The sequence below is a fragment of the Lactobacillus sp. XV31L genome (genome assembly GCF_059900865.1).
In genome coordinates, this window is sequence record NZ_JBWXGC010000003.1 from 127,193 (window position 1) to 151,771 (window position 24,579).

Annotated in this window: 26 protein-coding genes; 5 read left to right on the forward strand and 21 right to left on the reverse strand. The window is 43.6% G+C overall.

Annotation, left to right across the window (positions count from 1 at the left end):
- Positions 1-114: 114 nt before the first annotated feature.
- From tuf to rpsO, 4 genes are all read right to left on the reverse strand, one after another.
- On the reverse strand, positions 115-1,305 hold the full coding sequence (tuf, locus tag AC2JF7_RS03115) for an elongation factor Tu (RefSeq protein ID WP_500727013.1): 1,191 nt from the start codon (positions 1,303-1,305) through the stop codon (positions 115-117).
- Positions 1,306-1,489: 184 nt separating this feature from the next.
- Positions 1,490-2,323 carry a tetratricopeptide repeat protein gene (locus AC2JF7_RS03120; protein WP_500727015.1) on the reverse strand — a complete coding sequence of 278 codons (834 nt, stop codon included), beginning with the start codon at positions 2,321-2,323 and terminating at the stop codon, positions 1,490-1,492.
- A 2-nt stretch (positions 2,324-2,325) separates the two neighbouring features.
- The gene (locus tag AC2JF7_RS03125) at positions 2,326-4,104 is read right to left on the reverse strand and encodes a ribonuclease J (RefSeq protein WP_500727017.1); all 1,779 of its coding nucleotides are present in this window, start codon (positions 4,102-4,104) and stop codon (positions 2,326-2,328) included.
- A 163-nt stretch (positions 4,105-4,267) separates the two neighbouring features.
- Positions 4,268-4,537, reverse strand: a complete 270-nt coding sequence (rpsO, locus tag AC2JF7_RS03130; protein ID WP_500727019.1) for a 30S ribosomal protein S15 — start codon at positions 4,535-4,537, stop codon at positions 4,268-4,270.
- Positions 4,538-4,738: 201 nt separating this feature from the next.
- Here rpsO and rpsT point away from each other — a divergent pair, with 201 nt between their 5' ends.
- The gene (rpsT, locus tag AC2JF7_RS03135) at positions 4,739-4,990 is read left to right on the forward strand and encodes a 30S ribosomal protein S20 (RefSeq protein WP_500727020.1); all 252 of its coding nucleotides are present in this window, start codon (positions 4,739-4,741) and stop codon (positions 4,988-4,990) included.
- Positions 4,991-5,039: 49 nt separating this feature from the next.
- On the opposite strand, the gene holA is transcribed toward rpsT, so the two are convergent.
- From holA to typA, 11 genes are all read right to left on the reverse strand, one after another.
- Entirely contained in the window at positions 5,040-6,026 is a 987-nt protein-coding gene (gene holA / locus AC2JF7_RS03140; RefSeq protein WP_500727022.1) for a DNA polymerase III subunit delta, read from the reverse strand.
- Between the two features lie 199 nt (positions 6,027-6,225).
- Positions 6,226-7,335, reverse strand: a complete 1,110-nt coding sequence (locus tag AC2JF7_RS03145) for a S8/S53 family peptidase (protein WP_500727024.1) — start codon at positions 7,333-7,335, stop codon at positions 6,226-6,228.
- Between the two features lie 35 nt (positions 7,336-7,370).
- Positions 7,371-8,156, reverse strand: coding sequence for a protease pro-enzyme activation domain-containing protein (locus AC2JF7_RS03150; RefSeq protein ID WP_500727026.1), 786 nt, complete (start codon positions 8,154-8,156; stop codon positions 7,371-7,373).
- A gap of 203 nt (positions 8,157-8,359) precedes the next feature.
- Positions 8,360-10,648 carry a DNA internalization-related competence protein ComEC/Rec2 gene (locus tag AC2JF7_RS03155; RefSeq protein WP_500727029.1) on the reverse strand — a complete coding sequence of 763 codons (2,289 nt, stop codon included), beginning with the start codon at positions 10,646-10,648 and terminating at the stop codon, positions 8,360-8,362.
- Positions 10,617-11,327, reverse strand: a complete 711-nt coding sequence (locus AC2JF7_RS03160) for a ComEA family DNA-binding protein (protein ID WP_500727030.1) — start codon at positions 11,325-11,327, stop codon at positions 10,617-10,619. Before AC2JF7_RS03160 ends, AC2JF7_RS03155 begins: the two co-directional genes overlap by 32 nt.
- 67 nt (positions 11,328-11,394) lie before the next feature.
- Entirely contained in the window at positions 11,395-12,444 is a 1,050-nt protein-coding gene (locus AC2JF7_RS03165) for a SepM family pheromone-processing serine protease (protein WP_500727032.1), read from the reverse strand.
- Positions 12,444-12,929 (reverse strand): pantetheine-phosphate adenylyltransferase, encoded by a 486-nt coding sequence (gene coaD, locus AC2JF7_RS03170; RefSeq protein ID WP_500727034.1) that lies wholly within the window; start codon positions 12,927-12,929, stop codon positions 12,444-12,446. The genes AC2JF7_RS03165 and coaD overlap by 1 nt, the downstream gene beginning before the upstream one ends.
- A complete protein-coding gene (gene rsmD, locus AC2JF7_RS03175) occupies positions 12,929-13,480 on the reverse strand; it encodes a 16S rRNA (guanine(966)-N(2))-methyltransferase RsmD (RefSeq protein ID WP_500727036.1) in 552 nt (183 codons plus the stop codon). The genes coaD and rsmD overlap by 1 nt, the downstream gene beginning before the upstream one ends.
- 2 nt (positions 13,481-13,482) lie before the next feature.
- Entirely contained in the window at positions 13,483-13,818 is a 336-nt protein-coding gene (locus AC2JF7_RS03180) for a YlbG family protein (protein ID WP_500727038.1), read from the reverse strand.
- Positions 13,815-14,993 (reverse strand): FtsW/RodA/SpoVE family cell cycle protein, encoded by a 1,179-nt coding sequence (locus tag AC2JF7_RS03185; RefSeq protein WP_500727040.1) that lies wholly within the window; start codon positions 14,991-14,993, stop codon positions 13,815-13,817. Before AC2JF7_RS03185 ends, AC2JF7_RS03180 begins: the two co-directional genes overlap by 4 nt.
- 91 nt (positions 14,994-15,084) lie before the next feature.
- Positions 15,085-16,926: a translational GTPase TypA gene (typA, locus tag AC2JF7_RS03190; RefSeq protein WP_500727042.1), complete on the reverse strand. Its 1,842-nt coding sequence runs from the start codon at positions 16,924-16,926 to the stop codon at positions 15,085-15,087.
- A gap of 253 nt (positions 16,927-17,179) precedes the next feature.
- Here typA and def point away from each other — a divergent pair, with 253 nt between their 5' ends.
- The 4 genes from def (at position 17,180) to AC2JF7_RS03210 (ending at position 20,802) form a co-directional block, all read left to right on the forward strand.
- Complete coding sequence (gene def, locus AC2JF7_RS03195) at positions 17,180-17,734, forward strand: peptide deformylase (protein ID WP_500727044.1); 555 nt, start codon at positions 17,180-17,182, stop codon at positions 17,732-17,734.
- Between the two features lie 166 nt (positions 17,735-17,900).
- Positions 17,901-18,131 carry a DNA-dependent RNA polymerase subunit epsilon gene (locus AC2JF7_RS03200; RefSeq protein ID WP_500727046.1) on the forward strand — a complete coding sequence of 77 codons (231 nt, stop codon included), beginning with the start codon at positions 17,901-17,903 and terminating at the stop codon, positions 18,129-18,131.
- Positions 18,132-19,811 (forward strand): ribonuclease J1, encoded by a 1,680-nt coding sequence (gene rnjA, locus AC2JF7_RS03205; RefSeq protein ID WP_500727047.1) that lies wholly within the window; start codon positions 18,132-18,134, stop codon positions 19,809-19,811.
- A 43-nt stretch (positions 19,812-19,854) separates the two neighbouring features.
- Complete coding sequence (locus tag AC2JF7_RS03210; RefSeq protein WP_500727049.1) at positions 19,855-20,802, forward strand: diacylglycerol/lipid kinase family protein; 948 nt, start codon at positions 19,855-19,857, stop codon at positions 20,800-20,802.
- A 50-nt stretch (positions 20,803-20,852) separates the two neighbouring features.
- On the opposite strand, the gene AC2JF7_RS03215 is transcribed toward AC2JF7_RS03210, so the two are convergent.
- The 6 genes from AC2JF7_RS03215 to AC2JF7_RS03240 form a co-directional block, all read right to left on the reverse strand.
- Positions 20,853-21,044: a hypothetical protein gene (locus AC2JF7_RS03215; RefSeq protein WP_500727051.1), complete on the reverse strand. Its 192-nt coding sequence runs from the start codon at positions 21,042-21,044 to the stop codon at positions 20,853-20,855.
- A 37-nt stretch (positions 21,045-21,081) separates the two neighbouring features.
- Complete coding sequence (locus AC2JF7_RS03220; protein ID WP_500727053.1) at positions 21,082-21,636, reverse strand: GNAT family N-acetyltransferase; 555 nt, start codon at positions 21,634-21,636, stop codon at positions 21,082-21,084.
- Between the two features lie 46 nt (positions 21,637-21,682).
- Positions 21,683-22,474, reverse strand: a complete 792-nt coding sequence (locus tag AC2JF7_RS03225; protein ID WP_500727055.1) for an ABC transporter permease — start codon at positions 22,472-22,474, stop codon at positions 21,683-21,685.
- Position 22,475: 1 nt separating this feature from the next.
- A complete protein-coding gene (locus tag AC2JF7_RS03230; protein ID WP_500727056.1) occupies positions 22,476-23,198 on the reverse strand; it encodes an ATP-binding cassette domain-containing protein in 723 nt (240 codons plus the stop codon).
- 143 nt (positions 23,199-23,341) lie between these two features.
- On the reverse strand, positions 23,342-24,052 hold the full coding sequence (locus AC2JF7_RS03235; RefSeq protein WP_500727058.1) for a hypothetical protein: 711 nt from the start codon (positions 24,050-24,052) through the stop codon (positions 23,342-23,344).
- 140 nt (positions 24,053-24,192) lie between these two features.
- Positions 24,193-24,579, reverse strand: coding sequence for a DUF1828 domain-containing protein (locus tag AC2JF7_RS03240; protein ID WP_500727060.1), 387 nt, complete (start codon positions 24,577-24,579; stop codon positions 24,193-24,195).

Below are 24,579 nucleotides of genomic sequence, written 5' to 3' on the forward strand. Positions count from 1 at the left end.
CTGCATCTTTGCATACTAAATTATCTTACATTAAACGCTCGCAAAAAACAAATTTAGGCAAAAAAAGATGTACTTCTATGAAGAAGCACATCTTTTTAAACTGTTTAAAGCGAACTAGTCAAGGATTTCAGTAACCTGACCAGCACCAACAGTACGACCACCTTCACGGATAGTGAACTTAGTACCCTTTTCAATGGCAGCTGGTTTAATCAAGTCAACAGTAAATTCTGTGTTATCGCCAGGCATAACCATTTCTGTACCTTCTGGTAATTCGATTTCACCAGTGATATCAGTAGTGTGGAAATAGAATTGTGGACGGTAATCTGAGAAGAATGGAGTGTGACGTCCGCCTTCTTCCTTCTTCAAGATATAAACTTGACCCTTAAACTTGTTGTGGGTTTGAATTGAGCCAGGTGCGGCTAAAACTTGTCCACGAGTAATTTGGTCACGATCAATACCACGAAGCAAGACACCAACGTTGTCGCCGGCTTCACCTTGGTCTAAAGTCTTGTGGAACATTTCCAAACCAGTAACAACTGACTTGAGAACCTTTTCAACTAAACCAACGATTTCAACTTCATCGCTGATCTTAATTGTACCACGGTCAATACGACCAGAAGCAACAGTACCACGACCAGTAATAGTGAAGACGTCTTCAACTGGCATTAAGAATGGCTTGTCAGTTTCACGTTCTGGAGTTGGAATGTATTCGTCAACAGTGTCCATTAACTTCATGATAACGTCTTGTTGTTCCTTGTCACCTTGCAAAGCTTTCAAAGCTGAACCACGGATAACTGGAATATCATCACCAGGGTAATCGTATTCAGTCAACAAGTCACGAACTTCCATTTCAACTAAGTCGATCAACTCTGGGTCGTCAACTAAGTCAGTCTTGTTTAAGAAGACAACAATATAATCAACCCCAACTTGACGAGCAAGCAAGATGTGTTCACGAGTCTGTGGCATTGGACCATCAGTTGCGGCAACAACTAAGATGGCACCATCCATTTGCGCAGCACCAGTGATCATGTTCTTGATGTAGTCAGCGTGACCTGGAGCATCCATGTGGGCATAGTGACGTTTTTCAGTCTCATATTCCACGTGGGCGGTATTGATAGTAATACCACGTTCTTTTTCTTCTGGCGCAGCATCGATTTCTGAATAATCTTCAGCCTTTGCCAAGCCTTTTTCTGATAAAACTTTAGTAATAGCCGCTGTTAAAGTGGTCTTACCATGGTCAACGTGACCGATAGTACCGATGTTTACGTGCGGCTTTGTTCTAACGTAATGTTCTTTTTCTGCCATTAAAATGACCCTCCTGTAAATTTGCAAGAAGTCCGTTGAGTAAGTAACGGATAGTTCTCTGTTGAATATTGTACTACTTTCATGGGCAAATGCCTAGTATTTTAATGCATAGAGCCATGCCCAATGAAAACGTCCTTTGCTATTATACTAAATACCTTTAAAAAGTAAAGCCCCTTTGACCAAATTATTTAGGTAAATAGTGGTCGATTGCCTCAAAAAGCTTGTGGTTGGCCCTTCCGTCATGGTGGTCAATGTATGCGGCAATGTCTCTGGCAAAGCTGTCTGGCTCATCGACATACTGGTTAATTTTGGGGTAAATGCTACCCAAAATTAAGTTCACCTCACCTAAGACGGCAGGCAACTGGCTCGGCCGGTGATAAAAGCGCGTGCCTATACCTGATACCACTTCGCGGTAGATCGGATCTTTTTCAAGCAAGCTCGTCTTTTGCGGCACAAACTCTTCTATCTTGCCCAGTACCAGCACCTTAACCTTATATGTGATACCCAAACGGGTTAGGTCTTCACACAACGATATGCGCACGGCAAAATTAAGGCTGGGATCAACCAGCAGGCTCTGGGCAAAATTTTGGAAGTTTGCCAAGTCCAGCTTAAACAATTGTTGGTAGTCATACTGTGTTGGTTGGCTTTTTTGCTTAAATTCGCGCATCACTTTCTGCTGCTGGTCTAGATCCAGCGGATCTACCGCAATAGACTTCTCTTGCTCGCTCAAGTGCTTTACTTCCAGCGCTTCAATGACGAAGTGGTTGGCCTGCAAAACTTTGCAATATGCCGCGTAGACTTCTGGATCGGAAAACAGGTCTTTTTCCTCTTTAAGCAAAGCATAAGCACTATAGTCTTCATTAGTTTTGAGGTATAGGTCACAAAGCTTCATGACCACTTCCTGATTGGGGCCGGCGCGCAATGCTTCTTCAGCATTTTCAATTGCTTGGTCCAGATTCCCTTGGGCCTCATTCTTACGGGCAAGTCCCAGCAGATTTCGCTGACTCAGTGAAGTCATTGCTAATCCTTCTTGACAATCCGCCGACCAGATTTATTTACATTCACTTGGCGGCGATCGTCCTTGCCTTCTTCACCCTTGTCATTGCGTTTTTGCATTGCCCTATGGCGGTTTTGATTAACTTCCATAACCACTGGCAGGACAACTGGACGACGGTTGGTTTTTTTGTACAAAAAGCGCTCTAAGTCGTTGCGCACATCCTGCTTAATTTCAGTCCAGTCGAACTTCTTGTGTTCAAAATTATTCATAATCGTCTTTTTGATAAGTTCAATACTATCACTCATCAGTTGTCGATTCGCCTTGATGTACACGAAGCCTCGGCTAGTAACCTGAGGTTGCGCAATGATCTTCTTTTTGCGCCGGTCAATCGTGACCACAGCAATGAAAATACCGTCATCAGACAAAACTTCACGATCGCGTAAGACAATATTGCCCACATCGCCGATGCCTGAGCCATCAATCATAGTATCTTCACCTGGAACGGGATCAGTTAGGTAAAAGCGTTTGCGTTTAAAGTCATAATTCAGGCAGTCGCCATTTCTTGAAAGAAAAATATTTTCTGACTTTATTCCAGCACGAACTGCTAAATCACGGTGCACTTCCAGCAAGCGATACTCACCAATTACCGGGATCAAAAACTGCGGCTTGAGGATATCAATAAGCATCTGCAAGTCTCGACCTGTGGCATGTCCGCTGGTGTTCTTAGCCTTGCCAAGCTGAATAACCGTGCCGCCGGCACTATATACAGCGTCACTTGTCTGGGCTACCATTGTTTCGACTGAGTGGGACGGGGTTGTTGCAATGAAGACTAGGTCATCTTGGTGAATAGTAATCATGCTATGGCGGTTTTTAGCCATTTTTTGCAGAGAATTCAGTGGTTCACCCATCTGGCCAGTTTCCAGAATAACTGTTTTACTGTCTGGCGTTTCCTTTAGGTCCTTAACTCGCATCAAAAGACCCTTGGGTACTGTGAGATAACCCAAATCCATTGCTGTGCGCACAATTTTGGCGACATCACGACCAGTTAGCAGAACCCGTCTGCCCGTATCATGAGCTGCATTCAAAACTTCCTGAATTCTAATTAGGTTGGAGGCCTTGGCTGCAACAATTACCCGCCCCTTTGCATTGCGAAAGACGTTGGTAACATAATCACCAATTTCTTGTTCAGAAACATTAGGCAAGGCTGCTTCGGCATTGGATGAATCACTTAATAGAGCCAAAACCCCCTTGGGTGCAATCTCAGCCAAACGGTCTAAATCCGTTCGGTATTTCGGAGCTGCTGTTGGGTCAAACTTAAAGTCACCCGTATAAACCACTTCACCTGCTGGCGTGTGGAGGTCAACGCCTAATGAATCCGGTATGGAATGCGTGGTGCAGAAGAACGAGATGCTGGCACTTTTAAATTCAATTTCAGTATCTGCATCAATAACGTGGAATAAGCTGTTTTTTATTCGCTTATTTTCCCGCTTAACCGTGATTTTGGCGAGTTCAACTGTTAGTTGGGAGCCAAACACGGGAATATCATACTGGCGCAATATATAAGGCAAAGCGCCAATTGAATCAGCATGCCCATGGGTCAAAAAGATGCCGACAACCTGGTCGCCATACTGCTCGAAAAAGTCGAGATCTGGAATTACCAAATCAATTCCGTACAAGGTACTATCAGGATACTTAAGGCCAGCGTCAAGGACAAAAATTTCATCATTAACTTGAACAGCGAACATGTTCTTTCCTTGTTCACGGACGCCACTCAAAATCATTATTTTAACTTGATCAGTCATTATATTTCCTTTTCTATCTTTGCTATTCAGTTGTTATTTATGGATCATTAAGATCACAACGCAAAAAGTCTCTTAACATATTTTAGCATAAAAAGCAGTTTGATTAAAAATAAAAAAAGCCAACTCTCGACGGAGAGTTGACTTTTTTGTTGCAGGACTGCCTTTAACGACGCAGACCCAGCTTCTTAATTAATTCACGGTAACGATTAATATCGTTATCTTGTAAGTAACGAAGCAAATTACGACGGTGACCAATCTTCTTTAAAAGACCAACGTATGAGTGGTGGTCATGGGAATGATTCCGCATGTGCTCAGTCAAGTTGTTGATGTCTGTTGTCAAGATTGCCACTTGAACTTCAGTAGAACCAGTATCGCCCTCGTGGGTTGCAAAGTTCTTAATGATTTCATCTTTTTCTGCTTTTGAAATTGCCATAATGATTTTCACCTTTCACTAAAATAATTGCCGTTAACAACGTTTACCGTCAGGTGTGAGCGCGCAAACAGCGTTAACGGTTCACAACAATAGTATGATACAGATTATTTTTTTAAAAAGCAAGTACAATTTGCCTTGCATCTGCAATTATAGTCCAGTATAATCTAATAAGTGAATTTACAATTATTGGAGGTGAATTTTATGCCACAAATCAAATCAGCGATCAAGCGTGTTAAGACTCAAGATGCCGCTAGAAAGCGCAATGCTGCTCAAATGAACCAGTTAAGAACAACGATTAAGAAGTTCAAGACTGCTCAAGCTGCCGGTGCTGAAAGCGCCTCTGAATTACATGTTACTGCTGCTCGTGCACTGGACAAGGCTGCTTCTAAGGGACTTATCCATAAGAACAAGGCCAGTCGTGACAAGAGTCGCTTGGCTAAGTTAGCAAAATAATTTAACTAAAAAGCAAAAAGGCAAAGATGAATATTCATCTTTGCCTTTTTTATACGCTTAAAACAAATAAAGTTAAAAAATTATTGTCGTGGTATTGTCCCCTCTTATAATTAAAATCAATCTTGATTGCTTGCTCCAATAGCGCAGCTAACTTATCGATCGACAACTTGTTGCTAAGACTTAACTTGACCCGGTATGGGTGCACACCCAACTCCTTAGCAATTTGGGCTTCATTTCGGTTGCGGGCTTGGAGAATTTTTGCCACTAAAGTCAACTCTAGTTGGTTTTCAAAAACAGCAAGCACCTGAATTGGGTTGCTGCCTTGACGCAGTTGGTTTTGGAGCCGATTCACTGCCTCTTGATACTTATGCTGCCAAGCTGCTTCCTGGATGGCAAAAACATTTTGCGCAATGGACAAATCGATGTTTTTTTCAATTTCTTTGCTAGTGATCTTGCCATTTTCAGCCACCATCTTTAGCTTATTGTAATTGCTCAATGCCGTGTCCAGAACTTGATCACTGCGCTCCAGCAGGAGTTGCAAGTCTGCTGTGGCAACTTGGTAGCCTTCTGCAGCAATGATTTGCCGAACAACCTTGCCTACTTCATATGGCTTAACTTGGGTATCAACCACGTTAAGCTGCTTTAAAGCCGTCTTGGTCAATTTTTTGCGGCGGTCCAACTTATCGTAGGATGCCACTATGACAATAACGTCGTCAAGCTGAGCAAGATGATCAAAGATTTCCTGCAGCTGCTGAAGTTGTTTTTTATACTTTTTGGGTACCCTGGCGGTTAAAAAAAACGGATTTTTAATTATTAGCAGTTTTTGCTGACTAAATAGACTTGACTCAGTAACATCTGCAATCAAATCGTCTAGGCCATCGCTTTCGCAGTCCACCACCACTCTTTCCATATCTGCAAAAGCTGGTTCATGGACGTAAGATCTAGCCAAATAATCATTGAGGAAATCATCATCACCTACAATTAAGGTGTGTGGATTGTTAATATTGGTATTTTTAAATAAAGAAAGTAGCGTCATTTCGCTTCTCCAGGGAATATCTTGTCTTAAGCAAATTAAGGTCTGTTTACCATAAGTCTAAATAATAATACCACATTACCTTATTGATGCCTACGGTGCAAAAGACAGATACCAAAACCACCAGAAAGTTTTAACCTAAGTCAAATACCACACCTAACTATTTTCCCTGGAAGAAGAGGTATTTATTTCATTTAATCACTTATTTATAGAGCTTGTACAAAAGACCAAAGTTGGGTATGCCCAATCCCGTTGCCTGATTGTAAATTGTGCCCGGTTGACCCGTGTAATAGCCGTTGGTATTGTTAATGACACTATTGAGCGGCTTCAAGGGACTATCTTTTTGACTTGCCAGCTGATAGAGTTGCGGGTTCCAAAAGCCCATCCGCAGCCGGTGCGACTGGCTGTTAATCAGCGCGGCTACACCAGCAAACTGTGGTGCAACAATGCTGACACCACCGTTATTGGCTATCCACGGTGAGTGACCCTTCTCATATTGGTAGACGGTGTAACCAGTCGAACCTGAAGAATTGGCAGACAAGTCAGGATAGTTGCGGCCACTTCCCGTACCTGTCAAGAGGGGCGGTGTGAAGTTATATCTGCTGAATTCCTTCATGTAGTTTTGGGCCTTAAAGGTATTGATGCCCGCAATGCCTTCCTGATAAAACGGTGTCTCGTAATGGCTACTGAAGCCACCACCAGAACCTACCAGAAAGCTTTTTAGCAACGAAGGGTATTTTTTAAGCAAAGTTTTGGCGCGTGCTTTTTTAAGCGACTTCAAATTGTTCAGAGTATAACCTTGCCACCAAGCAGTTTCTGGCAAGCGCACACGTCCCAAAGCAATGGCAAAAGATGGAATCCCCTTGCCTTTAGTCTTAGCTAATTTGGAATAGTCAATGTCTACTGGCAATGAGGTTCCCCCAACACAGGTCATCCAAGGATTTGTGGACAATGGGTCATCTGTTTTAAGCGTGTAGCCTAATGTGCCATATCTACCCTTAATTTTGGTCACGGTTGGCAACAAGGCGCCGTGGTCACCTGAAATAATTATGTTGGAAATGCCTTGCAGTGCAGCCTGAGCCATCAAAAGGTTGAATAACTGGGGATTGTTCGATGAGATTAGCTGCTTTTTTAACAAATAGCTAATCGTATCGCTTTCTATAAGCCCCCAGCTACAGGTCAATACGGAACTGCGGTTATCGTTGATTGCCTGGGTGTACGTTGACAAAACATTGGTTAACGATGAGACTTCCCCATCATAGACATGAATGTTTGCCTTGGGCGCAACCGAACCGGCATATTCAACATCCATCGTGGTCTCACCTTCATGGCTACTGTATAAATTGTTTAGCAAATACCAGCGATTAATTGGTGCTTTGGTGGACTGCAAGCGGCTAGGTGCAGTTGAAACTTTTTCATGGCGCCAAAAGTTAAGTGCATCAGATTCTCGGATGCCCCAAAAGAGACGACTCCAATCGTTTGTCCCTGACCCGTCAAGCCTTGTCGATAAAGATTATTGACTTGGTAATGATTAGTAAACTTAGAAGTAAAGCCAGACTTCATGTTGTTCTGAATTGCTGTACTTTTTCCCACGTTTTTTACGCTTTGGCGAGCGCTACTGTCTTCTAAGTAAAACAGATAATCTGGATTATGTTCTGTTAGGCCGACCACGGCCAACACGGATTGGGCCAAATATTGTGGAAAATGTGCTGCTGTTTTGCCAAACTGCAGCGGGTCACGATGGTAGCGCGCATGGTCAACCTTAACGTTAAATAACTTATTAACGTCGGTAGCTTTACCTGAAACTGTAATACTTAAGCCACTTGGTGCAAGTACTGCCCTTAAATGGTGTGCTTGCAGCAGCTTCTGCCAGCTATTGGTGAGACTTTCAGGCTGGCCAAATTCTTGCCGAATCTGGCCTGGTGCCATGAAGTGCTTAAAGGCAAAGGCGCCAGGCTGATTAACAGCCATCGCTTTTTTGAAATATTCTTCTTGATTGCGCGGTTTTAAAAAAATCATGAACGTGATTTTACTATTTGCCACCACCCTAAGTGGCCGGGTTAGCTTGACCCGATTGTCCTTGACAGGTGAACTCTGACTGCTGGCTAAGGCAGTGGTAGGCCCGCTCAGCACTATAGTGATTGCACTTAGTGCAGCTATAATCCAATAACTTTTTTCTTCAAAGCTTTTTCCTCCACAAAGTAATTACATTTTTAGTATTATATCATGTATAACATAGTATTGAAAATAGCTTTAACAAATTATTCAGTTTACCCATCTTCCCCAATTGGACTATAGCATTTAACAACCGTCACTGTTGGACTCTAAAAGTAGCATCACTCTTGCCTCTTGGGAACGTAACGGCTGAAATGAGGTTTAGTAAAGCGGCCATAAGACCAGGAAATCATCCCGCAGTCTTGCGTTGAAGCCCATGGAATGTGCTGTTCCTGCAGCGTAGCAATGGTTTCCGGATGAGGATGGTTAAATCGGTTGTTGCGCCCAGCTGAAATAAAAACCAGACTTGGTCGCAACTTTTGCATAAATTCTGGATCTGTTGACGTCCGGCTACCATGGTGGCCAAGCTTAAAATAATTCACAGACAAGCCATACTTGGCCATGATTGCTTGTTCACCCTCACGTCCTAAGTCGCCAGTGAATAACCAACTTTTATTAGCTAACTTGAACATTAGTGACAGTGAATCTTCATTTTCACCTGGGCCAGCTTTAAAAGGATATACCACGTTAAAGCGAATTTGGGGCTCAACCACCTCTTGCCCTGCCAGTAGTTGGACAAGCTGCTTGGCTCTTATTCGACCAGTTATCCGCTTGCGAAAGGACGGGTTAGCAAGAAGCCCGGCTGCCATATATAGCTTGTCTACCTTTACCTGGTCAAGTAGTGGCCCTAAGTCGCCGACATGGTCTGCATCCTGGTGCGAAACAAAACCTCCATTAATGTGGCTAATTCCTTGAGCCTTTAATAAAGGGATAGTAATTTTATTAATCTGCGGAGTTGATTTTTGACCGCCAAAGTTAAGTCGGCCACCCACATCAATCAGGTAAACCCGTCTGGGAAATGGCGTGGTTACTAAGATACTGTCCCCTTGGCCAACATCAATAAGCGTTACCTGCCCCGTCACCGGGAAGTGAATAACAGCAAATAAGACCGTGTACGTAAAGGCAAGTGCGCCTATAAGTGTATGCTTGATTTTCTTCTCGATGGCCCCCTCATTAATGCCAACTAGCAAGACTATAGTTAAAAACAAAAGCACCAGAGTCTGCCACCAATTTATTTTGCCAAAGGTCAACAAGCCTAACTTGCTGGCTGAAAGCTTGCTAATTAGCCGCTCTCCCGTCAAAAGCAATCCATTAGCCACCTGGCTAACTCCGGGCCAAAATGCAAAAAGCACTAAATTGGCAAAAGTCAGAGGCATGACAATCCAATTAAAATAAGGAACTACCAACATGTTAAAGAATACCGTCAAAAAATTGAATTGGAAAAAATAAAATAGCAGTAACGGCTGCAACAAGACATTTAATCCAGCAGAGCGCGCAAATGGAGACATTTTAGCAGTCATTTCCAAGCCCAAAGCCAGCAGGTAACTCAGAACTGCACCTGTACCCATCATTAGTCGCGGATTAAGTGCCAAGTGAATGATGCACGTCAATCCTAATAAGTCAAACTTAGCTAGCCGGTATCTTTTGAACCTGAATAACTGACCCAGCAAGTAAGTTAAACTAGCACGGACAAAGCCTGCCTGGCCAGCACTCAAAAAAATGCCCACAAGCAAAATAAGCAAACAAAACACAAAGGTTTCTTCTTGCGTTCGTTTAAAATAAAAACAGACTGTACTAATAGCTAAAGTATAAATTCCCACATGCAGTCCGGAAATACTGAGAATATGGATGACACCTAAGTCACGGTAATTGTCTAATATTTCTTGATTATCGCGGTCAGGATTTTCGCCCAATATCAGCTCGCTACTGAAAAAGCGCAAAATACGCGGCATTTGCTCAAAGTATCTTTGCAGACTAAAACGCAACTGGTGAATAAAATCTCTTATACCGCCAGCTCTGACTTGTATCTGGCAGCTGCTCAACTTGGCTTGACGCCAAATATTCTTGCTGGCATAGTATTTTTTTAAGTCGAATTGGCCATAATTGGTTGCACCCTGAACCTGGTCTACTTGCCCGCTTAGCTTAGTCAAGATGAGTAAGTGACCTCGGCTAAACTGCTTCACTTGCTCTTGGACAATCTTGGCAGAGACCAAAATGCGTCCCCTTGAGCTAGTGCCTATCCCCCAAAGCCAATCGCCATCGACTTTGGCCTGGTCGGGATATAGTCTGATAGCTTCAGGCAAGGTACTGCTTTGATAAGCCTTTTGTTCTTGTATATTTACCAGCAATCCGCCCAGCAAAATACATATCCCAACTACCCACTTCAAGTTACTATACTTACGCAAGATGAGGCACAGCAAATAAAGGCCTAACAGACTACAGACCAGCTTTTCAAGGGCAGTCGTACTCTGAAAGATTAACCAACTCAGATCAACCAGTAATAATGCCGTCAAGAGTAAAAAACCGGGGCTGAAGATTTCAAACTGCCAGCTGATCTTTGAGTGCTGCAAAGGTCTTGTCTCCAATCCCAGAAACTTGCTTTAAGTCAGCAATCTGCTTGAACTGACCAATTTTTTGCCGGTAGGCCACAATCTGCTCTGCCTTCTTTTCACCAATGCCGGGCAGCTTTTGCAATTCTTGACTGCTTGCAGTATTGATATTTACCTTGTTGCCAGTTTGTGATTCTCCTTGAGAGTTTGTAGCTGTAACTGACTCGCTAATGCTCGAGCCACCTACTGAAATAACAATTTCACTCGCTTTTATTTTCTCTCCTAGATAAGGAATATGGACCTTGTCTTGATCCTTTAAAATCAGTGCCTGATTGACCTGCTTCAAGTGGGCACGCCGCGTTAATCCACCAGCCGCATCGATCAGTTGCTTGAGCCTTGCACCTGCTTTCAAGGTATAGACATCTGGATGCTTGACAGCGCCAGATATGTCGCAAGTCACTTCCTGATCTTCTTTCACTGCTTGCTTGGACTTATCTTCTCTCTCCATTTGCCCAGACTCTTTGTTTGAACCCTCTGGGGCACTTATATTCTGCTGCGCATCGCCAAGTGAGTTGATGTCTGTTTCTTCTTGTTTACCATTATCATATTTAAACCAAAAGAAGATGCTTGCGACAGCCAAGCCAGCAATTACGTATTGCTTGTTGTCAACAATTAAATTTTTGATCCTTTCCCAATCCATTTTTATCACCCACTAATAAGTACGCAAAAAGCCCAGAAATATTCTGGACTTTTTTGGATTTATCTTATTAATAGTGTTGTTTTAAGTAGTTGAGTGCATCTTCAAAGTTTCCTACAGGAACAACTTTCATTTTGGTGCCGATTTGCTTGGCAGTTCTTTTAGCCACCACATAGTTGCTATCTGACTTCTTCACAACCGATGTGTCCGTTGGTGCAAAGAAGACTTCAGCTCCAGCCTTAGATGCAGCCACTACTTTCTTATCAACGCCACCAATTACGCCTACCTTGCCGTCTGCTGAAATGGTACCCGTGCCTGCAATCTTGTGCCCTCGAGCCAGATTTTGGTGGGTGAAGGCTTCATAACTGGTTAAGGTAAACATTAGACCAGCAGATGGACCACCAATAGCACCCGCATTAATCGTCAATTTAGGCTTGGTGGTAACTTTGACGTGTTCAACAAGTTGGATGCCAATTCCTGGTTTATTTGTCCCAGACACCTTTACAATGCGACCTGTAAAAGTAGCAGGTTTTTGCTCACGCAAGACCGCGATTTTGACACTTGCACCAATTTTTTGGCCTTGAAAGTAGTCCATCATTTCTTTAGTAGAGTGGAACTTGTGGCCGTTTGCTCCCAAGACAGTGTCGCCTACCTGCAGCTTGCCACGAAAACTTGAGTGCTTTTGGACCTGCATCACATAAACTCCCTCATAGTTTAGCTTAGGCTTTAGCCCAGCTTTTTTGGCCGCGTAATAAATAGCATTTTGCTGGCTTGTTTCCATATACCATCTTTGTAATTCTTCGTATTGGCTGCTTGTAGCAGAAGCCAGTAATTCAGACTTGGGCACCCTGCTAGTATACTTTTGCGTATAGCTTAACAAGAGCTGAAGCACACCAGCCGGTTCACTAGTTTCACTGACTGTCACCAAGTAAAAGTTAGTGGGCACCCGGCCCTTGCTCTTGACAAATTGCTTGATCGGAACAGCTTCACCAGGCATCTCAATATAGTAGTCAGTAGGCCAGCTTAGACCTACCACTATTATGACTAATGCCATAATTGCCAGGAACCAATTGCGGGCTCGTAGGTTACCCTTTATTTGCGAATTTTCTTTTTTAACCATTAATTGTTACCCAGTTTTTGTTCTACTGCCGCAGCCGCTGCTGCTGGCAAAAAAGCATGCACATCTCCACCGAACTGGGCTACTTCCTTGATTATGCTTGAGGCCACAAAACTGTTTTGCGGTTTGGTAAATAGCAGGACGGTTTCAACGTCACTGGCCAAGACCTTGTTCATTGCAGCAATTTGCTGCTCATATAAGAAATCAGCACTGTTGCGAACGCCGCGGATAATTGCATCCGCATGTAGTTCACTAGCTACTTTAGTAGTCAACTCATCGGGCCGCTTTAAGACCTCAACTTGGGGCAAGCCCTTGAGCGCATCTTGCACTAAACTGACCCGCTCGTCAACCGTAAAAAGATAGTGCTTAGATGTATTGGTCATGACGACTACATAAACTCGGTCAAACAGTTTAACTGCCTGCTTGACAACGTCAACGTGACCGTTGGTTATTGGGTCAAAAGAACCCGGAAAAAGTGCAACGTTCATTAGTCTTCCTTTCGATAAAAACGCGTAATTGTCTTGCCCAAATGGTGCTCACTAGACATAGTATAGCCAGCAATCTCACCCAAGTCAGTCTGGTCATCTGTTTCAGCAACAATTACTGCTCCCTTATTAAGGAGTCCAGCCTCGTGCATTTTCCCCATATCCTGGGCAATCTTTTGCCTAGCATAGGGTGGGTCTAAGAATACCAGGTCAAACTTCTGCTCTTCTTGACTGAACTTTTTAAGGGCAGCTGCAGCTGCCATCTTATAGACGGTAAACCTCTCTTCTTCTTTAGTTAAAGCAACATTTTTGCGAATAATTTCAATTGCTTGAAAATTGACGTCAACGATTGTGGCATGGTCATATCCCCGCGAAACAGCCTCAATCGCCAAAGCTCCGCTACCGCCATACAAGTCCAAGACTGCACCGCCAGCAAAAAATTGGCCCAAACTGTTGAATAAAGACTCCTTAACCTTGTCACTGGTCGGTCTGGTTTTTTGACTTTTTAACGTGTATAAGTTGCGTTTGGCATATTTGCCGGAAATAATTCTCATGATCAGTCTGTGTTCTTTTCTTGTTCCTTTATCAATTTTTTCTCTGCTACTTGTGCCAAGTCAGCAATTTGTTGCTCAATATGGCTGCTGGTCAAGTCAATTGCATCGCCTTCAGACTTTTCCACGTTTTTAACAAAGTCAAGGCCTCTCAAAGTCTGAATTATCTGGTCAGTCTGCTCTTGATCAACGTACAAGATACAGTAGTTCATTTTTTGGGAAAAATAAACAATATCGCCATAGTGACGTAATTTGTACTGGTTGCTAACTGAATTAAGGTAGACAATAATACCCTGTCTCTTAGTCAGTGCAGTATTGGTAAAATCCTCATTTACACTCATGCAAGCACTTCCTCCTCTTTTTTTATTCTTTCATTGGCTGAAATATTCAGCACTAAGCCGATAGCTGTGGACAAAACAATTAGCGATGAACCTCCGTAAGAGATAAACGGCAAAGTCACGCCCGTAATTGGCAATAAGCCTAGAACAGCACCAACATTGAAAAGCGTTTCAGTGAAAAGAATGGTCGCTACGCCGAAGCAAATTAAGGCGTTAAATTGTGAACTGGCATGAACCCCGACATCCATAATGCTCCACATTAGGTAAAAAAGAACACCCAAAACAACAATCGCTCCAATCGCTCCAATTTCTTCCGCGGTCACTGCCAGGATGAAGTCAGTATAAGGCTCAGGCAGGTAGCCCCGCTTTTGCATACTGTTGCCCAGTCCTACGCCAAACAAGCTGCCATTATGAATTGCATAATAGGAATTGACCAGTTGTGCTCCGTCTTCTCGCTCCAGCTCAAAGGGGTTGAGAAAGGACATGAGTCGACGGTACTGGTAGCTGGAATGTAGGAATTCAGGATTCCACTTGATCAGCAAAAAGACCAGGAAAAAAACGCCTAAAGCAATGGCAATCAAGCAAAGGACTGCGTTTTTGGCTGGAACGCCAGAAACAGCAAACATTACAGCTACAATTGTGGCTAAGATGGCTGTCCCACCTAAGTCAGGCTCAATTAGGACTAAGAACATCATAATTATAGCCATAATAGTTGGTCTAGTTAAAATGTTGATTATGTTGCCCCTGCGCAAAGAAGAAACGTGTCGGTCCAAAAAGTAAGCCAGATAGATGACTAATGCCAATTTAGATATTTCCAAGGGCTGAATCTTGATAAATTTCAGATCAATCCACCCAACAGATCCATTGACAGCAGCCGCAGACCCCTTGAAGATCTTAAGTATAATCAAATAAAGCAGTAAGACCATGCTTGCACCCAAAAACCAGGCTACGAAGCGGGTGTTTTTGAATATGTCCAGTCTCATGGCAAAGATTACCACCACTAAGAGAAGTGCAAATACCGCATATACTGCCTGCTTGACACCATAAGTTCCAGGCTTAAAGCCGTTGACCAACAGAATGTCTGAACTCGCCGAATAAACCATGATAATGCCAAAAACAACCAGCAATAGATATGGAACTAAGATCTTATAATTCAGATGATGTAATTTTTGTTGCACAAGCAGCTCTCCCCTTTGAGTAAAACATATCCCTATTATAAAACAAAAAGAGCACCACTTCATCAGTGAGTACTCTTTTAGTAATATTTATTTAGTTACGGTTACGCTTCTTGTCAGCTTTTTGACGTTCTGAAGTGTTTAAAATCTTCTTGCGTAGGCGGATTGATTCAGGCGTAACTTCACAATACTCGTCATCATTCAGGAATTCGATTGCTTCTTCCAGGGTCATGCTCTTTGGCGTTCTGATCGCAGCTGCGTGGTCCTTACCGGCAGCACGCGTGTTAGTCAAGTTCTTGCCCTTGATAACATTGACAGCAATATCACGATCACGTGACGACTGACCAACAATCATTCCCTCATAAACTTCAACACCAGCACCGATGAATAGTTCACCACGTTGCTCAACTGTTTGCAGCGAGTATGTAGTAGATTTGCCCTGGCTAATTGCAACCAAGGCCCCATTTTGACGACCTGGTTCCCAGTTCTTAACAACTGGCTTATAAGAATCAAAACTGTGGTTCATGATGCCATATCCACCAGTCTGGGACATGAATTCGTTATTGTAACCAATCAGGCCCCGAGAAGGAACAAGGAAGTCCAAGCGCGTTTGGTTGTTGCCGGTTGATGTCATGTTCTTCATTTCACCCTTGCGCTGAGATAAAGCATCAATGACAGAACCAACATATTGGTCTGGCGTGTCGACTTGAACAGCTTCAAAGGGTTCACACATTTGTCCATCAATTTCCCGATAGATTACCTTTGGACGCGAAAGTTGGATTTCAAACCCTTCACGGCGCATCTCCTCTACTAAAATTGACAGGTGGAGCTCGCCACGACCAGAAACAGTCCAGGCATTTATTTGATCAGTCGGTTCTACTTTCAGAGAAACATCGGTCCGCGTTTGCTTAATCAAGCGGTCTTCCAGCTTCTTAGGGGTAACCTTGTCGCCTTCGCGCCCAGCAAAGGGTGAGTCATTGGCAACGAAGTCCATTTGCAAAGTTGGCGGATCAATCTTAAGCAGTGGCAGAGCTTCTGGTTCCTCAGCTGAGGCAATAGTATCACCAACAAAAATATCGTTGATGCCACTGATGGCAATGATGTCGCCCGCCTTGGCCGACGTAATTTCATTCCGCTTCAAGCCAAAGAAGCCAAAGAGCTTGGTAACCCGGAAGTTCTGCGAAGAACCATCCCGTTTCATCACAGTAATGTTATCGCCCACTTTGACTTGGCCGCGGTATACGCGTCCCACACCAATACGGCCAACATAGTCATCCCAATCAAGCATTGTAATCTGGAATTGCAGGGGTTGATCAACATTGTCGAGTGGAGCAGGAATAGCCTTGATAATGGTGTCGAAAATTGGCGCCATGGTCTCTTCCTGCTTGCTTGGATCTTCATCATAAGAAGAAGTTCCGTTCAAGGCTGAAGCATAGACAACCGGGAAGTCAAGCTGCTCATCGTTGGCACCTAATTCAATAAATAATTCAAGCACTTCATCAAGCACTTCCTTAGGCCGTGCACCTGGGCGGTCAATTTTGTTGATCACAACGATGGGTTTAACGCCAGCTTCTAGTGCCTTTTTCAAGACGAAACGAGTCTGTGGCATGGTGCCCTCGTAGGCATCTACTAAAAGAAGAGCCCCATCAACCATGTGCATGATCCGCTCAACCTCGCCTCCAAAGTCGGCGTGGCCTGGAGTATCCAAGATGTTGATCGTTGTATCTCCATACTTGACCGCAGTGGTCTTAGATAAGATAGTAATACCGCGCTCACGTTCAATGTCGTTTGAGTCCATTGCCCGGTCTTCCAAAGCCATGTGCTCAGGCAGAGTGTCAGATTGCTTCAATAGTTGGTTAACCAGGGTTGTCTTACCGTGGTCAACGTGCGCTATGATCGCTATATTCCTAACATCATTTCTTCTTTTTTCTGACAAAAGTATTCCTCCTCCACTCCTCAATAAAAAAACTGTGACGTTGTCACAGTTTCGGCGGCACGTCAAAAACATGCTAATCGAAGTGTTTCATATCTGTATATTTACGCTCATTGATTTTACCACCATAACTACGCAGTGGTCAACGTTTATCCCTCTTTTCAAATCAAAAATTTAGTATAGAATAGAAAGAAGACACAAACATACTGAAGTTAAAACTAGAGTATAGACCTTTTAATGAAAGAGTGAATTTAAGTTGATTTTAATGAAAGATATTACCCGCGATGGCAATCCCGTACTGCGCAAGGTGGCTAAACCCTTAACCTTCCCCTTAAGCGACCACTACCAAAAATTGGCTAGTGCAATGATGGAATACCTGATTAACTCGCAGGACCCGAAAATTGCTGAAAAGCACCAATTGCGAGCTGGCGTCGGTCTGGCTGCTCCCCAAGTTGGCGAAAGCGTCCAGATGGCGTCCCTGCTTGTTCCTAATGATAAGGGAGAGATAATTTTCAAAGAAACCTTTGTCAATCCCGAAATTCTGTCAGAATCAGTGCGCCAGGCCTGCTTAAGTGAAGGCGAAGGCTGCCTAAGCGTTGACCGCGTCATTGACGGCTATGTGCCCCGGCCTGATAAGTTGAAGATTCATTATTTCACCACTGCAGGTGAAGAAAAGACAATCCAGCTTAAGGACTATCCGGCAATTGTTGCCTCCCACGAAATCGAACACTTGCGGGGTCACCTCTTTTACGACCGGATTAATAAAGAAGACCCCTTCAAGTTAGATGATGATACTGTAATCGTTTACTAAACCATTACAAAATCAAGCCGCCAGAACTAGTTTGACGGCTTTTTAATTAAATCCAACAACGTGTTTCTATACTTGAAATAACAATTATGGTAGAATTATTTTAACTGTTGGACTTTTTTTATAGTTCAAAAAGAACGTTTATTAACTGAATAAGGAGAATACAAAGATGATCTACAAAGTTTTGTATCAAAAAGACAAGGTAGTCAATCCCCGGCGGGAAACGACCCAGACTCTCTATCTAGAGGCTGAAAACCTAATCACAGCTAGAACAATGGTTGAGGAAAACACCCCCTACAATATTGAACTCATCCAAGAACTAGCTGGCAACTCACTAACATATGAAAAGGAACACGCCGATTTCAAGTTGACGTCCTTTAATAGTAAAGAAGCAAAATAAGTGCAAGTTAAAAATAATGAAGTAGCCGTCGTTGCAATCGGGGGGTTGCATGAAATCGGCCGCAACATGTACTGCGTGCAGTACCAAGATGAAATTATTATTATGGATTGTGGGATCAAGTTCCCCGAAGATGAATTACTTGGCATCAATTATGTGATTTCCGATTATTCCTACCTAGTCAAGAACCGGAAGAAAATCAAGGCCCTTGTTGTTAGTCACGGCCACGAAGATCACATTGGCGGTATCCCCTTTTTACTAGAGAAGATTCCAGAAATTCCAGTTTATGCCACCCCTTATGCTCTTGCTTTAATCAAGGGCAAACTGGATGAACATGGCATTTTGCGGACAACGGAATTACACGAAGAACACGAAGATACGGTTTTGAAGTTCAAGAAGTTAACTGTTACCTTCTTTCGGACTACCCACTCAATTCCTGATACCCTAGGAATTGCAGTTCATACACCACTGGGTGCAGTGGTCTTTACCGGTGACTTTAAGTTTGACCTCACCCCTGTGATGAACCAACCCTCACCTAACTTCCAGCGAATTGCCAAGCTAGGTGAAGAAGGCGTTCTGGTTCTCTTGTCTGATTCAACCAACGCTGAGGTACCACAGTTCACCAAGTCTGAACGCTTTGTGGCCAAGTCGCTGCATGATATTATCACTGGCATCCACGGACGCATCATTTTTGCGACCTTTGCCTCTAACCTCTACCGGGTGTCTACAGCCATTCAGGCTGCAATTGATACCGATAGGAAGGTGGCAATTTTTGGTCGCAGCATGGAAAATGGCGTCCAAAACGGGATTGACCTGGGTTACCTTAACGTACCCGAGGGTTTGATTGTTGACGCTAATGAAATCAACCACACGCCAGCCGACCAAGTCATGATTCTTTGTACTGGGTCTCAAGGTGAACCCCTAGCTGCTCTTTCGCGAATTGCTAGCGGTACCCACCGGCAAATCAGCCTGCAGCCTAATGATACCGTGATTTTCTCTTCGAACCCGATTCCGGGCAACACTTTAAGCGTTAACCACGTGATCAACAAGCTGATGGAAGGCGGTGCCAATGTCATCCATGGCCGGGTTAATAACGTCCACACTTCTGGACACGGTGGACAAGAAGAACTAAAAATGATGGTTCGCTTGACCAAACCGCAGTATATGATTCCAGTGCACGGGGAATACCGGATGCAGGTTATCCATACGGAACTGGCCCAAGCAGCGGGCGTGCCCGCCGACCACACCTTTGTGCTTGAGAACGGTGAAGTTATCTGCTTTGGTCCTGAAGGCTCGAGAATTGCTGGCCATGTCCCAGCAGGCGATGTCTACGTTGACACTTCAGGCACTGCTGATGTCGGAAACGTGGTCGTCCACGACCGGCAGGTATTGTCCGAAGATGGACTAGTAGTTATCGTCGCAACTGTTGACTACAAGCACAAGCGCGTCTTAGCTGGACCTGATGTCCTCAGCCGCGGCTTTGTCTACATGCGTGAGTCGACTGAGCTGATTAACCAAGCCCAAAAACATATTTATCATATTTTGAAAACCGAAATGGATAAGACACCAACCCCTAAAGACAGCGTGATCCGCAAGGCCATCGCTGAGAATCTCTCTGACTTTTTATATTCAAAGACCAAGCGGCGGCCAATGGTCTTGCCCATGTTGGTTGAGAAAAAATAAGGAAGAGCCCCAACGGGCTTTTTCTTTTAGGTAGCAAAAGCAAATGACTAACAAAATGAACATCCACCTCTTAGTGAATGAGACTGCGGGCAATGGTCGGGCTAAGAAAATTCTAGACCAGACTGTGCTCATGCTCGTAGATGAAAACATCCGCTTTGATATTAAGAAAAGCACCTATGCAGGAGCCGCGATTGCACTGGCTGAAGACTATGGCAATCAGCACCACCAAGATGGTGAAGTGCTAGTCATTATCGGGGGCGACGGATCACTCAATGAAGTTCTGAATGGAATCAAACGCTCCCAGCACCCAGCCACCCCCTTCGCCTACTTGCCTGCTGGCACCGGCAATGATTTTGGGCGCGCTGCTGGCTTAACGGACAATCCAAGAGTCCTGCTCGACCATCTAAAAGCGAGCTTAAAGCCACTAGCAGTAGACTGTGGGACCTTCAAACTGCCCGACTTCAGTCAAAATACATACTATTTTGCTAACAGCTTTGGCATTGGCTTTGACGCTTTTGTCAACCACCTCAGCAACATTTCTAAATTAAAAAAGATGCTCAATACCATCAACGAAGGCAACTTGATCTACGGCCTCCACATCCTATCTTGCCTGCGCAAGCAAGATACTTTTAAAGTAGAAATAGTAAGCAAGGGCCATACCAAAATATACCAAGATGCATTTTTGGTGACTACTACCAACCATCCATACCTGGGCGGTGGCATTACCTTACTGCCAACTGCTAGCATTAATAGCCACAAGCTGGACATGGTCATCGTGGAGAAATACACCTTAAAAGGGTTGATCAAACTCTTTGTCAAGCTGCTAAAAGATGGTTCTCACCTTGAAAGTCCTGAATTTCACTACCTTGAAGCTGAAAAGATTACGGTCAAGACTACCAAGAAAGAATTTGGTCAGGTAGATGGTGAAGAAATCAAACGCAGCCGGTTTAACATTGAATTCACCGCAGACCAGTTCAACCTGCTAAGTTGATAAAATCAGACAAACAAAAGGCCCGTTTCCATCAAGAAACGAGCCTTTTGTTATGCAGCCGGCATAAATTTAAAATTGTACATAGGATGAACCGTTATCTCTGTTCTTGCGTCCTTGACATCAAACATAATGCCTTGCCAATACTCTTCCTTGGAAACTGGCGTAAAAACTTTTTTAATCGGTGCCCCTAACAGAACCTCCCCTTTGGCGTTGATGACAGCAAAGTGTGCGATCAAATCCAACTTAGGCACCAGTCTCACTGGACTGTTTAAAAAATTGCTATTCAATCTTGAACTTATACATACCAAAGTCCATGTAGTGCAGCAAGCTGACCAAAGAAGCAACTTTAAAAGTCCTGCCCGTCGTCAAAATCGCATACCTGCCACCATCATCGATCAATTTTTTCTGGGTAATTCTGAAGCCGTTGTGTTCATAAAACTTGAGCCGGCTAAGCCGCTGCTGATAATTAATCGCCTTGCTTGTTACTGGCTCAATATCAAGAATGATCGGTTTGCCCTTGAATTGTGCCTTCAGCTGGTCTAAGACCTGGCTGCCATAGCCATGCCCGCGCTCAGCTGGCACAATCGCCAGATAGCCCAGATAGACTGCTGCTTCATCTTCGGCCATGAAGACCAGGCCTATGAAGTGGTCACCATCATAAATGGACTGCCAGCAAACATTTTTGTGCATTGCCATCAAGAGAAGCTGCCAGATTGCAAAACGCTCTTTTTTGGGAAAAGCAGACCGGTATAACTTTTTGACAGCCCGGTATTCGGCACTGCCCCAACTAACATTAGTAAATCGTAAAATAAATATCCATGCTTTCTGTTTCAATCAACAATATTTCATACTCATCATTATAACAAAATTTAGCTGTACTTTAAAAGGCTTCAAAGGAGCCGTTTTTGCGCTCTTTTTTAATACTGTAACTAAAGAAAATAATCCCCACTAGCAGCCAAACTATATTTATCAGGATAAATAAGAAGATCTGGCCAGCTGAAACGCTATGTCCTAAAAAAAGCTGCCGAACAATTTCAATGCCACCCACATAGGGAATAAGTTCCTGCAGAGGATTATAAACTGGCAAGTAAACGTTAGAAAACATCATCAGTAGCGCCTGAAAGATGGTTGCCCACTGGCCCATTTGCTTGAAGCGGATGGAGCCAGCTGCAAAAATCATACCGATACCAAACATGCCTAGATTAGAAATCAGGGAAAAGACCATCGTCAAAACAATTGCCCATAAGATTTCCGTTACAGTAAAGTTTGAAAAGAAGGACGCGCTAACCCCAAGGATGATCAAATAGCCCCAGACAAAGAGGTTCTCGGCCACTGTTTGGATAAAGTAAATCATCCACAAAGGAAAGATTGACTGCACTTCACTTTCAAGCAGGCCTGTACGCTCATCTACTTCGACCTTGTTGCTGCAAGAACCCAAAGATGAAATCCCGATACTCCAAAACAAAAAGCCAATCAAGGTGAACAAACTGCCTGCCTTGGTACCGTATGAATGGCCCAGTTGAGCTGGATCAGTAGCAAACAAAACAATGAAAAGTGCCCCGGCATATAGGACGAACTCGCTTATCGTTGCATTCAAGTACCTTAATTTGATTTTAAGTTCTAAGGATAGTTGCACTAATAAAATAGTGCAGGCTTGTTTAATTTTTTGCATGCTAGTCACCTTTATCTTGTCCGTATACCTGACGGTAAATAGCAATCAACTCGTTTTCGTCAAGCCGATGGGCAATTTGCCGTTCAATCTGACCCTTTTTCAAGAACAAGTAGTGGTCAACAACACCTGACAGCATTTGGGTGTCATGTGAGGAAACCACAATAGTCTTGCCGTGCTGGTTTTTCAAAGCCAAAATAAAGCTAGTCAGGTCTTCTTGGGCTGCAATATCCAATCCGTTAGAGGGCTCATCCAGCAGCAAGAGCCCTGTCCCAAGAGCTGCACCGACTAAGACGGCAGCCTTTTTCTTAAGACCCGTTGATAGTTCCTGAAAAAGCACATCGAGCTTATCAGAAAACTCCATGTCCGCCGCCAGAGTCCGAATATTTCTTTCTGTTTGCCTAATGCTAATTCCCTTAAGCGAAGAAAAGTACATGCCATTCTCCAGAGTATTCAGCTTGTTTCTAAGCCCGCGCTCGCCCGAGGCAACAAAGTCAGTATGCAAGCTTGCCCAGCTACCATAACCAGCATCTGTCTGATCATTATGAATTGTCCCGCAAGTTGGTTCAAGTACCCCTGCAAGCAGTCTGAGCATGGTTGACTTGCCCACCCCGTTAGGCCCAATTAGACCAATGATTGCTGGCACCGCTGGAATGGTTAAATTGATTTCTTGTAAAACTGGCTTCTTGCCGTAGTTTTTGGAAAGATTAGTAAAAATTATTGCCATAGAATACCACCAGACTATTATCAAATTAAAAATAAAATTAATTGTATTAATTAAAGTATAAGTTAATTAAAATGTCAATCACATTTTTTGACTAACAAAAAAAGCGGGAAAATTCCCGCTTTTGATGGATCAACTAATAAATATTAGTGTGCACTTTGACCAGCAGTGCTTGGAGCTACTGGAGCTGTTGGAGCAACTGGCTTGCTTGAATCAGCTGGAGCAGTTGGCTTAGTCGAATCTGCTGGTGCAGTCGGCTTAGTTGTGTCAGCTGGAGCAACTGGCTTAGTCGAATCTGCTGGTGCAGTTGGCTTAGTCGTAGTGGCTGAAGCAGTGATTGCAGCTTGCATCAACTTGATCTGCTTCTTCAAGTATGAACGGTAGCGCTTAGCATACTTAGCTTTGTAACCCTTGAAGTGCTTCAAAGTCTTCTTGTAAAGCTTTAAGCGCTTCTTAGTAGAAACCTTAGTACCCTTCCTGACTGCTTTGTTGAAGTACTTATTAGCCATCTTGTGTTTCTTTGTCCAAGATGGCTTAGTCTTCTTAACAACGCCCTTAGCCAGCTTTTCACCTGGTTGTTCAGTCTTGTTGAAGCCCGGGTCAACTGGATTATTAATCGGTTGAACAACTGGGGGTTCAGGAGCCTTTGCAGGATCAGTAGCAGGTTTAGCAGTATCTGCTGGCTTGCTTGGGTCTGCAGCTGGTGTAGTAGCTGGAGTAATTTGACCACTGTTAGCTGTCTGACCAGTTTGAACTGGGGTGGTGTCTGCCAATACCATTGATGATTGGCTAACAATTGGCGCTAAGGCTGTTGTCCCAGCAACTGCTAATGCAATAAGACGTTTATTTAATTTCATAAATTAATTCCTCTTTCTTTTTCTTGTTCATTCCATTATACCATATTTCACCATTAGAGTGAATTTATTTATTGAACCAGGCCAACAGTTAATTGCTATTTATTTACCTTTGGTCAACTAATTATCTTTAGAAAATGCCTTTAGCCTAAATAGGAAACAGCCACTTGGAGTTGGGCCAGGTCTGTCAACTCTTGAACCAGTTCATCTTCGTCTACCAGCTTGGAAATCACCCCATTGTCCTGGTTGAATTCAAAGTCAGCACTGGCAATAATTTCTGCAGCCATTTGGTAGATTTCTTGGTCGCTGGCGCTAGGATCAAGCTTGAACAGCATACGGCCTTCATCACTAATAGAGTATTGCCCTTTCATCTTTTCAATAAAACAATAAACTGGCTCACCTAACGAATCTTTGAGGGGTGTTGCTACTTCAAGCGTTTTTGCGTCAAACTGCAAGACCTGCATATGGGCCGTTGCCCAGTCGCCAACTGCCCTTTTCAGTGCACCGATTTCTGCTACTTCTTTTGTCAT

Bases quoted from the DNA above. Each gene is read 5' to 3' on its own strand.
- tuf (WP_500727013.1), bottom strand. From the start codon at position 1,305: ATGGCAGAAAAAGAACATTACGTTAGAACAAAGCCGCACGTAAACATC.
- AC2JF7_RS03120 (WP_500727015.1), bottom strand. From the start codon at position 2,323: ATGACTTCACTGAGTCAGCGAAATCTGCTGGGACTTGCCCGTAAGAAT.
- AC2JF7_RS03125 (WP_500727017.1), bottom strand. From the start codon at position 4,104: ATGACTGATCAAGTTAAAATAATGATTTTGAGTGGCGTCCGTGAACAA.
- rpsO (WP_500727019.1), bottom strand. From the start codon at position 4,537: ATGGCAATTTCAAAAGCAGAAAAAGATGAAATCATTAAGAACTTTGCA.
- rpsT (WP_500727020.1), top strand. From the start codon at position 4,739: ATGCCACAAATCAAATCAGCGATCAAGCGTGTTAAGACTCAAGATGCC.
- holA (WP_500727022.1), bottom strand. From the start codon at position 6,026: ATGACGCTACTTTCTTTATTTAAAAATACCAATATTAACAATCCACAC.
- AC2JF7_RS03145 (WP_500727024.1), bottom strand. From the start codon at position 7,335: ATGGATGTTGAATATGCCGGTTCGGTTGCGCCCAAGGCAAACATTCAT.
- AC2JF7_RS03160 (WP_500727030.1), bottom strand. From the start codon at position 11,327: ATGGATTGGGAAAGGATCAAAAATTTAATTGTTGACAACAAGCAATAC.
- AC2JF7_RS03165 (WP_500727032.1), bottom strand. From the start codon at position 12,444: ATGGTTAAAAAAGAAAATTCGCAAATAAAGGGTAACCTACGAGCCCGC.
- coaD (WP_500727034.1), bottom strand. From the start codon at position 12,929: ATGAACGTTGCACTTTTTCCGGGTTCTTTTGACCCAATAACCAACGGT.
- rsmD (WP_500727036.1), bottom strand. From the start codon at position 13,480: ATGAGAATTATTTCCGGCAAATATGCCAAACGCAACTTATACACGTTA.
- AC2JF7_RS03180 (WP_500727038.1), bottom strand. From the start codon at position 13,818: ATGAGTGTAAATGAGGATTTTACCAATACTGCACTGACTAAGAGACAG.
- AC2JF7_RS03200 (WP_500727046.1), top strand. From the start codon at position 17,901: ATGATCTACAAAGTTTTGTATCAAAAAGACAAGGTAGTCAATCCCCGG.
- AC2JF7_RS03210 (WP_500727049.1), top strand. From the start codon at position 19,855: ATGACTAACAAAATGAACATCCACCTCTTAGTGAATGAGACTGCGGGC.
- AC2JF7_RS03225 (WP_500727055.1), bottom strand. From the start codon at position 22,474: ATGCAAAAAATTAAACAAGCCTGCACTATTTTATTAGTGCAACTATCC.
- AC2JF7_RS03230 (WP_500727056.1), bottom strand. From the start codon at position 23,198: ATGGCAATAATTTTTACTAATCTTTCCAAAAACTACGGCAAGAAGCCA.
- AC2JF7_RS03235 (WP_500727058.1), bottom strand. From the start codon at position 24,052: ATGAAATTAAATAAACGTCTTATTGCATTAGCAGTTGCTGGGACAACA.
- AC2JF7_RS03240 (WP_500727060.1), bottom strand. From the start codon at position 24,579: ATGACAAAAGAAGTAGCAGAAATCGGTGCACTGAAAAGGGCAGTTGGC.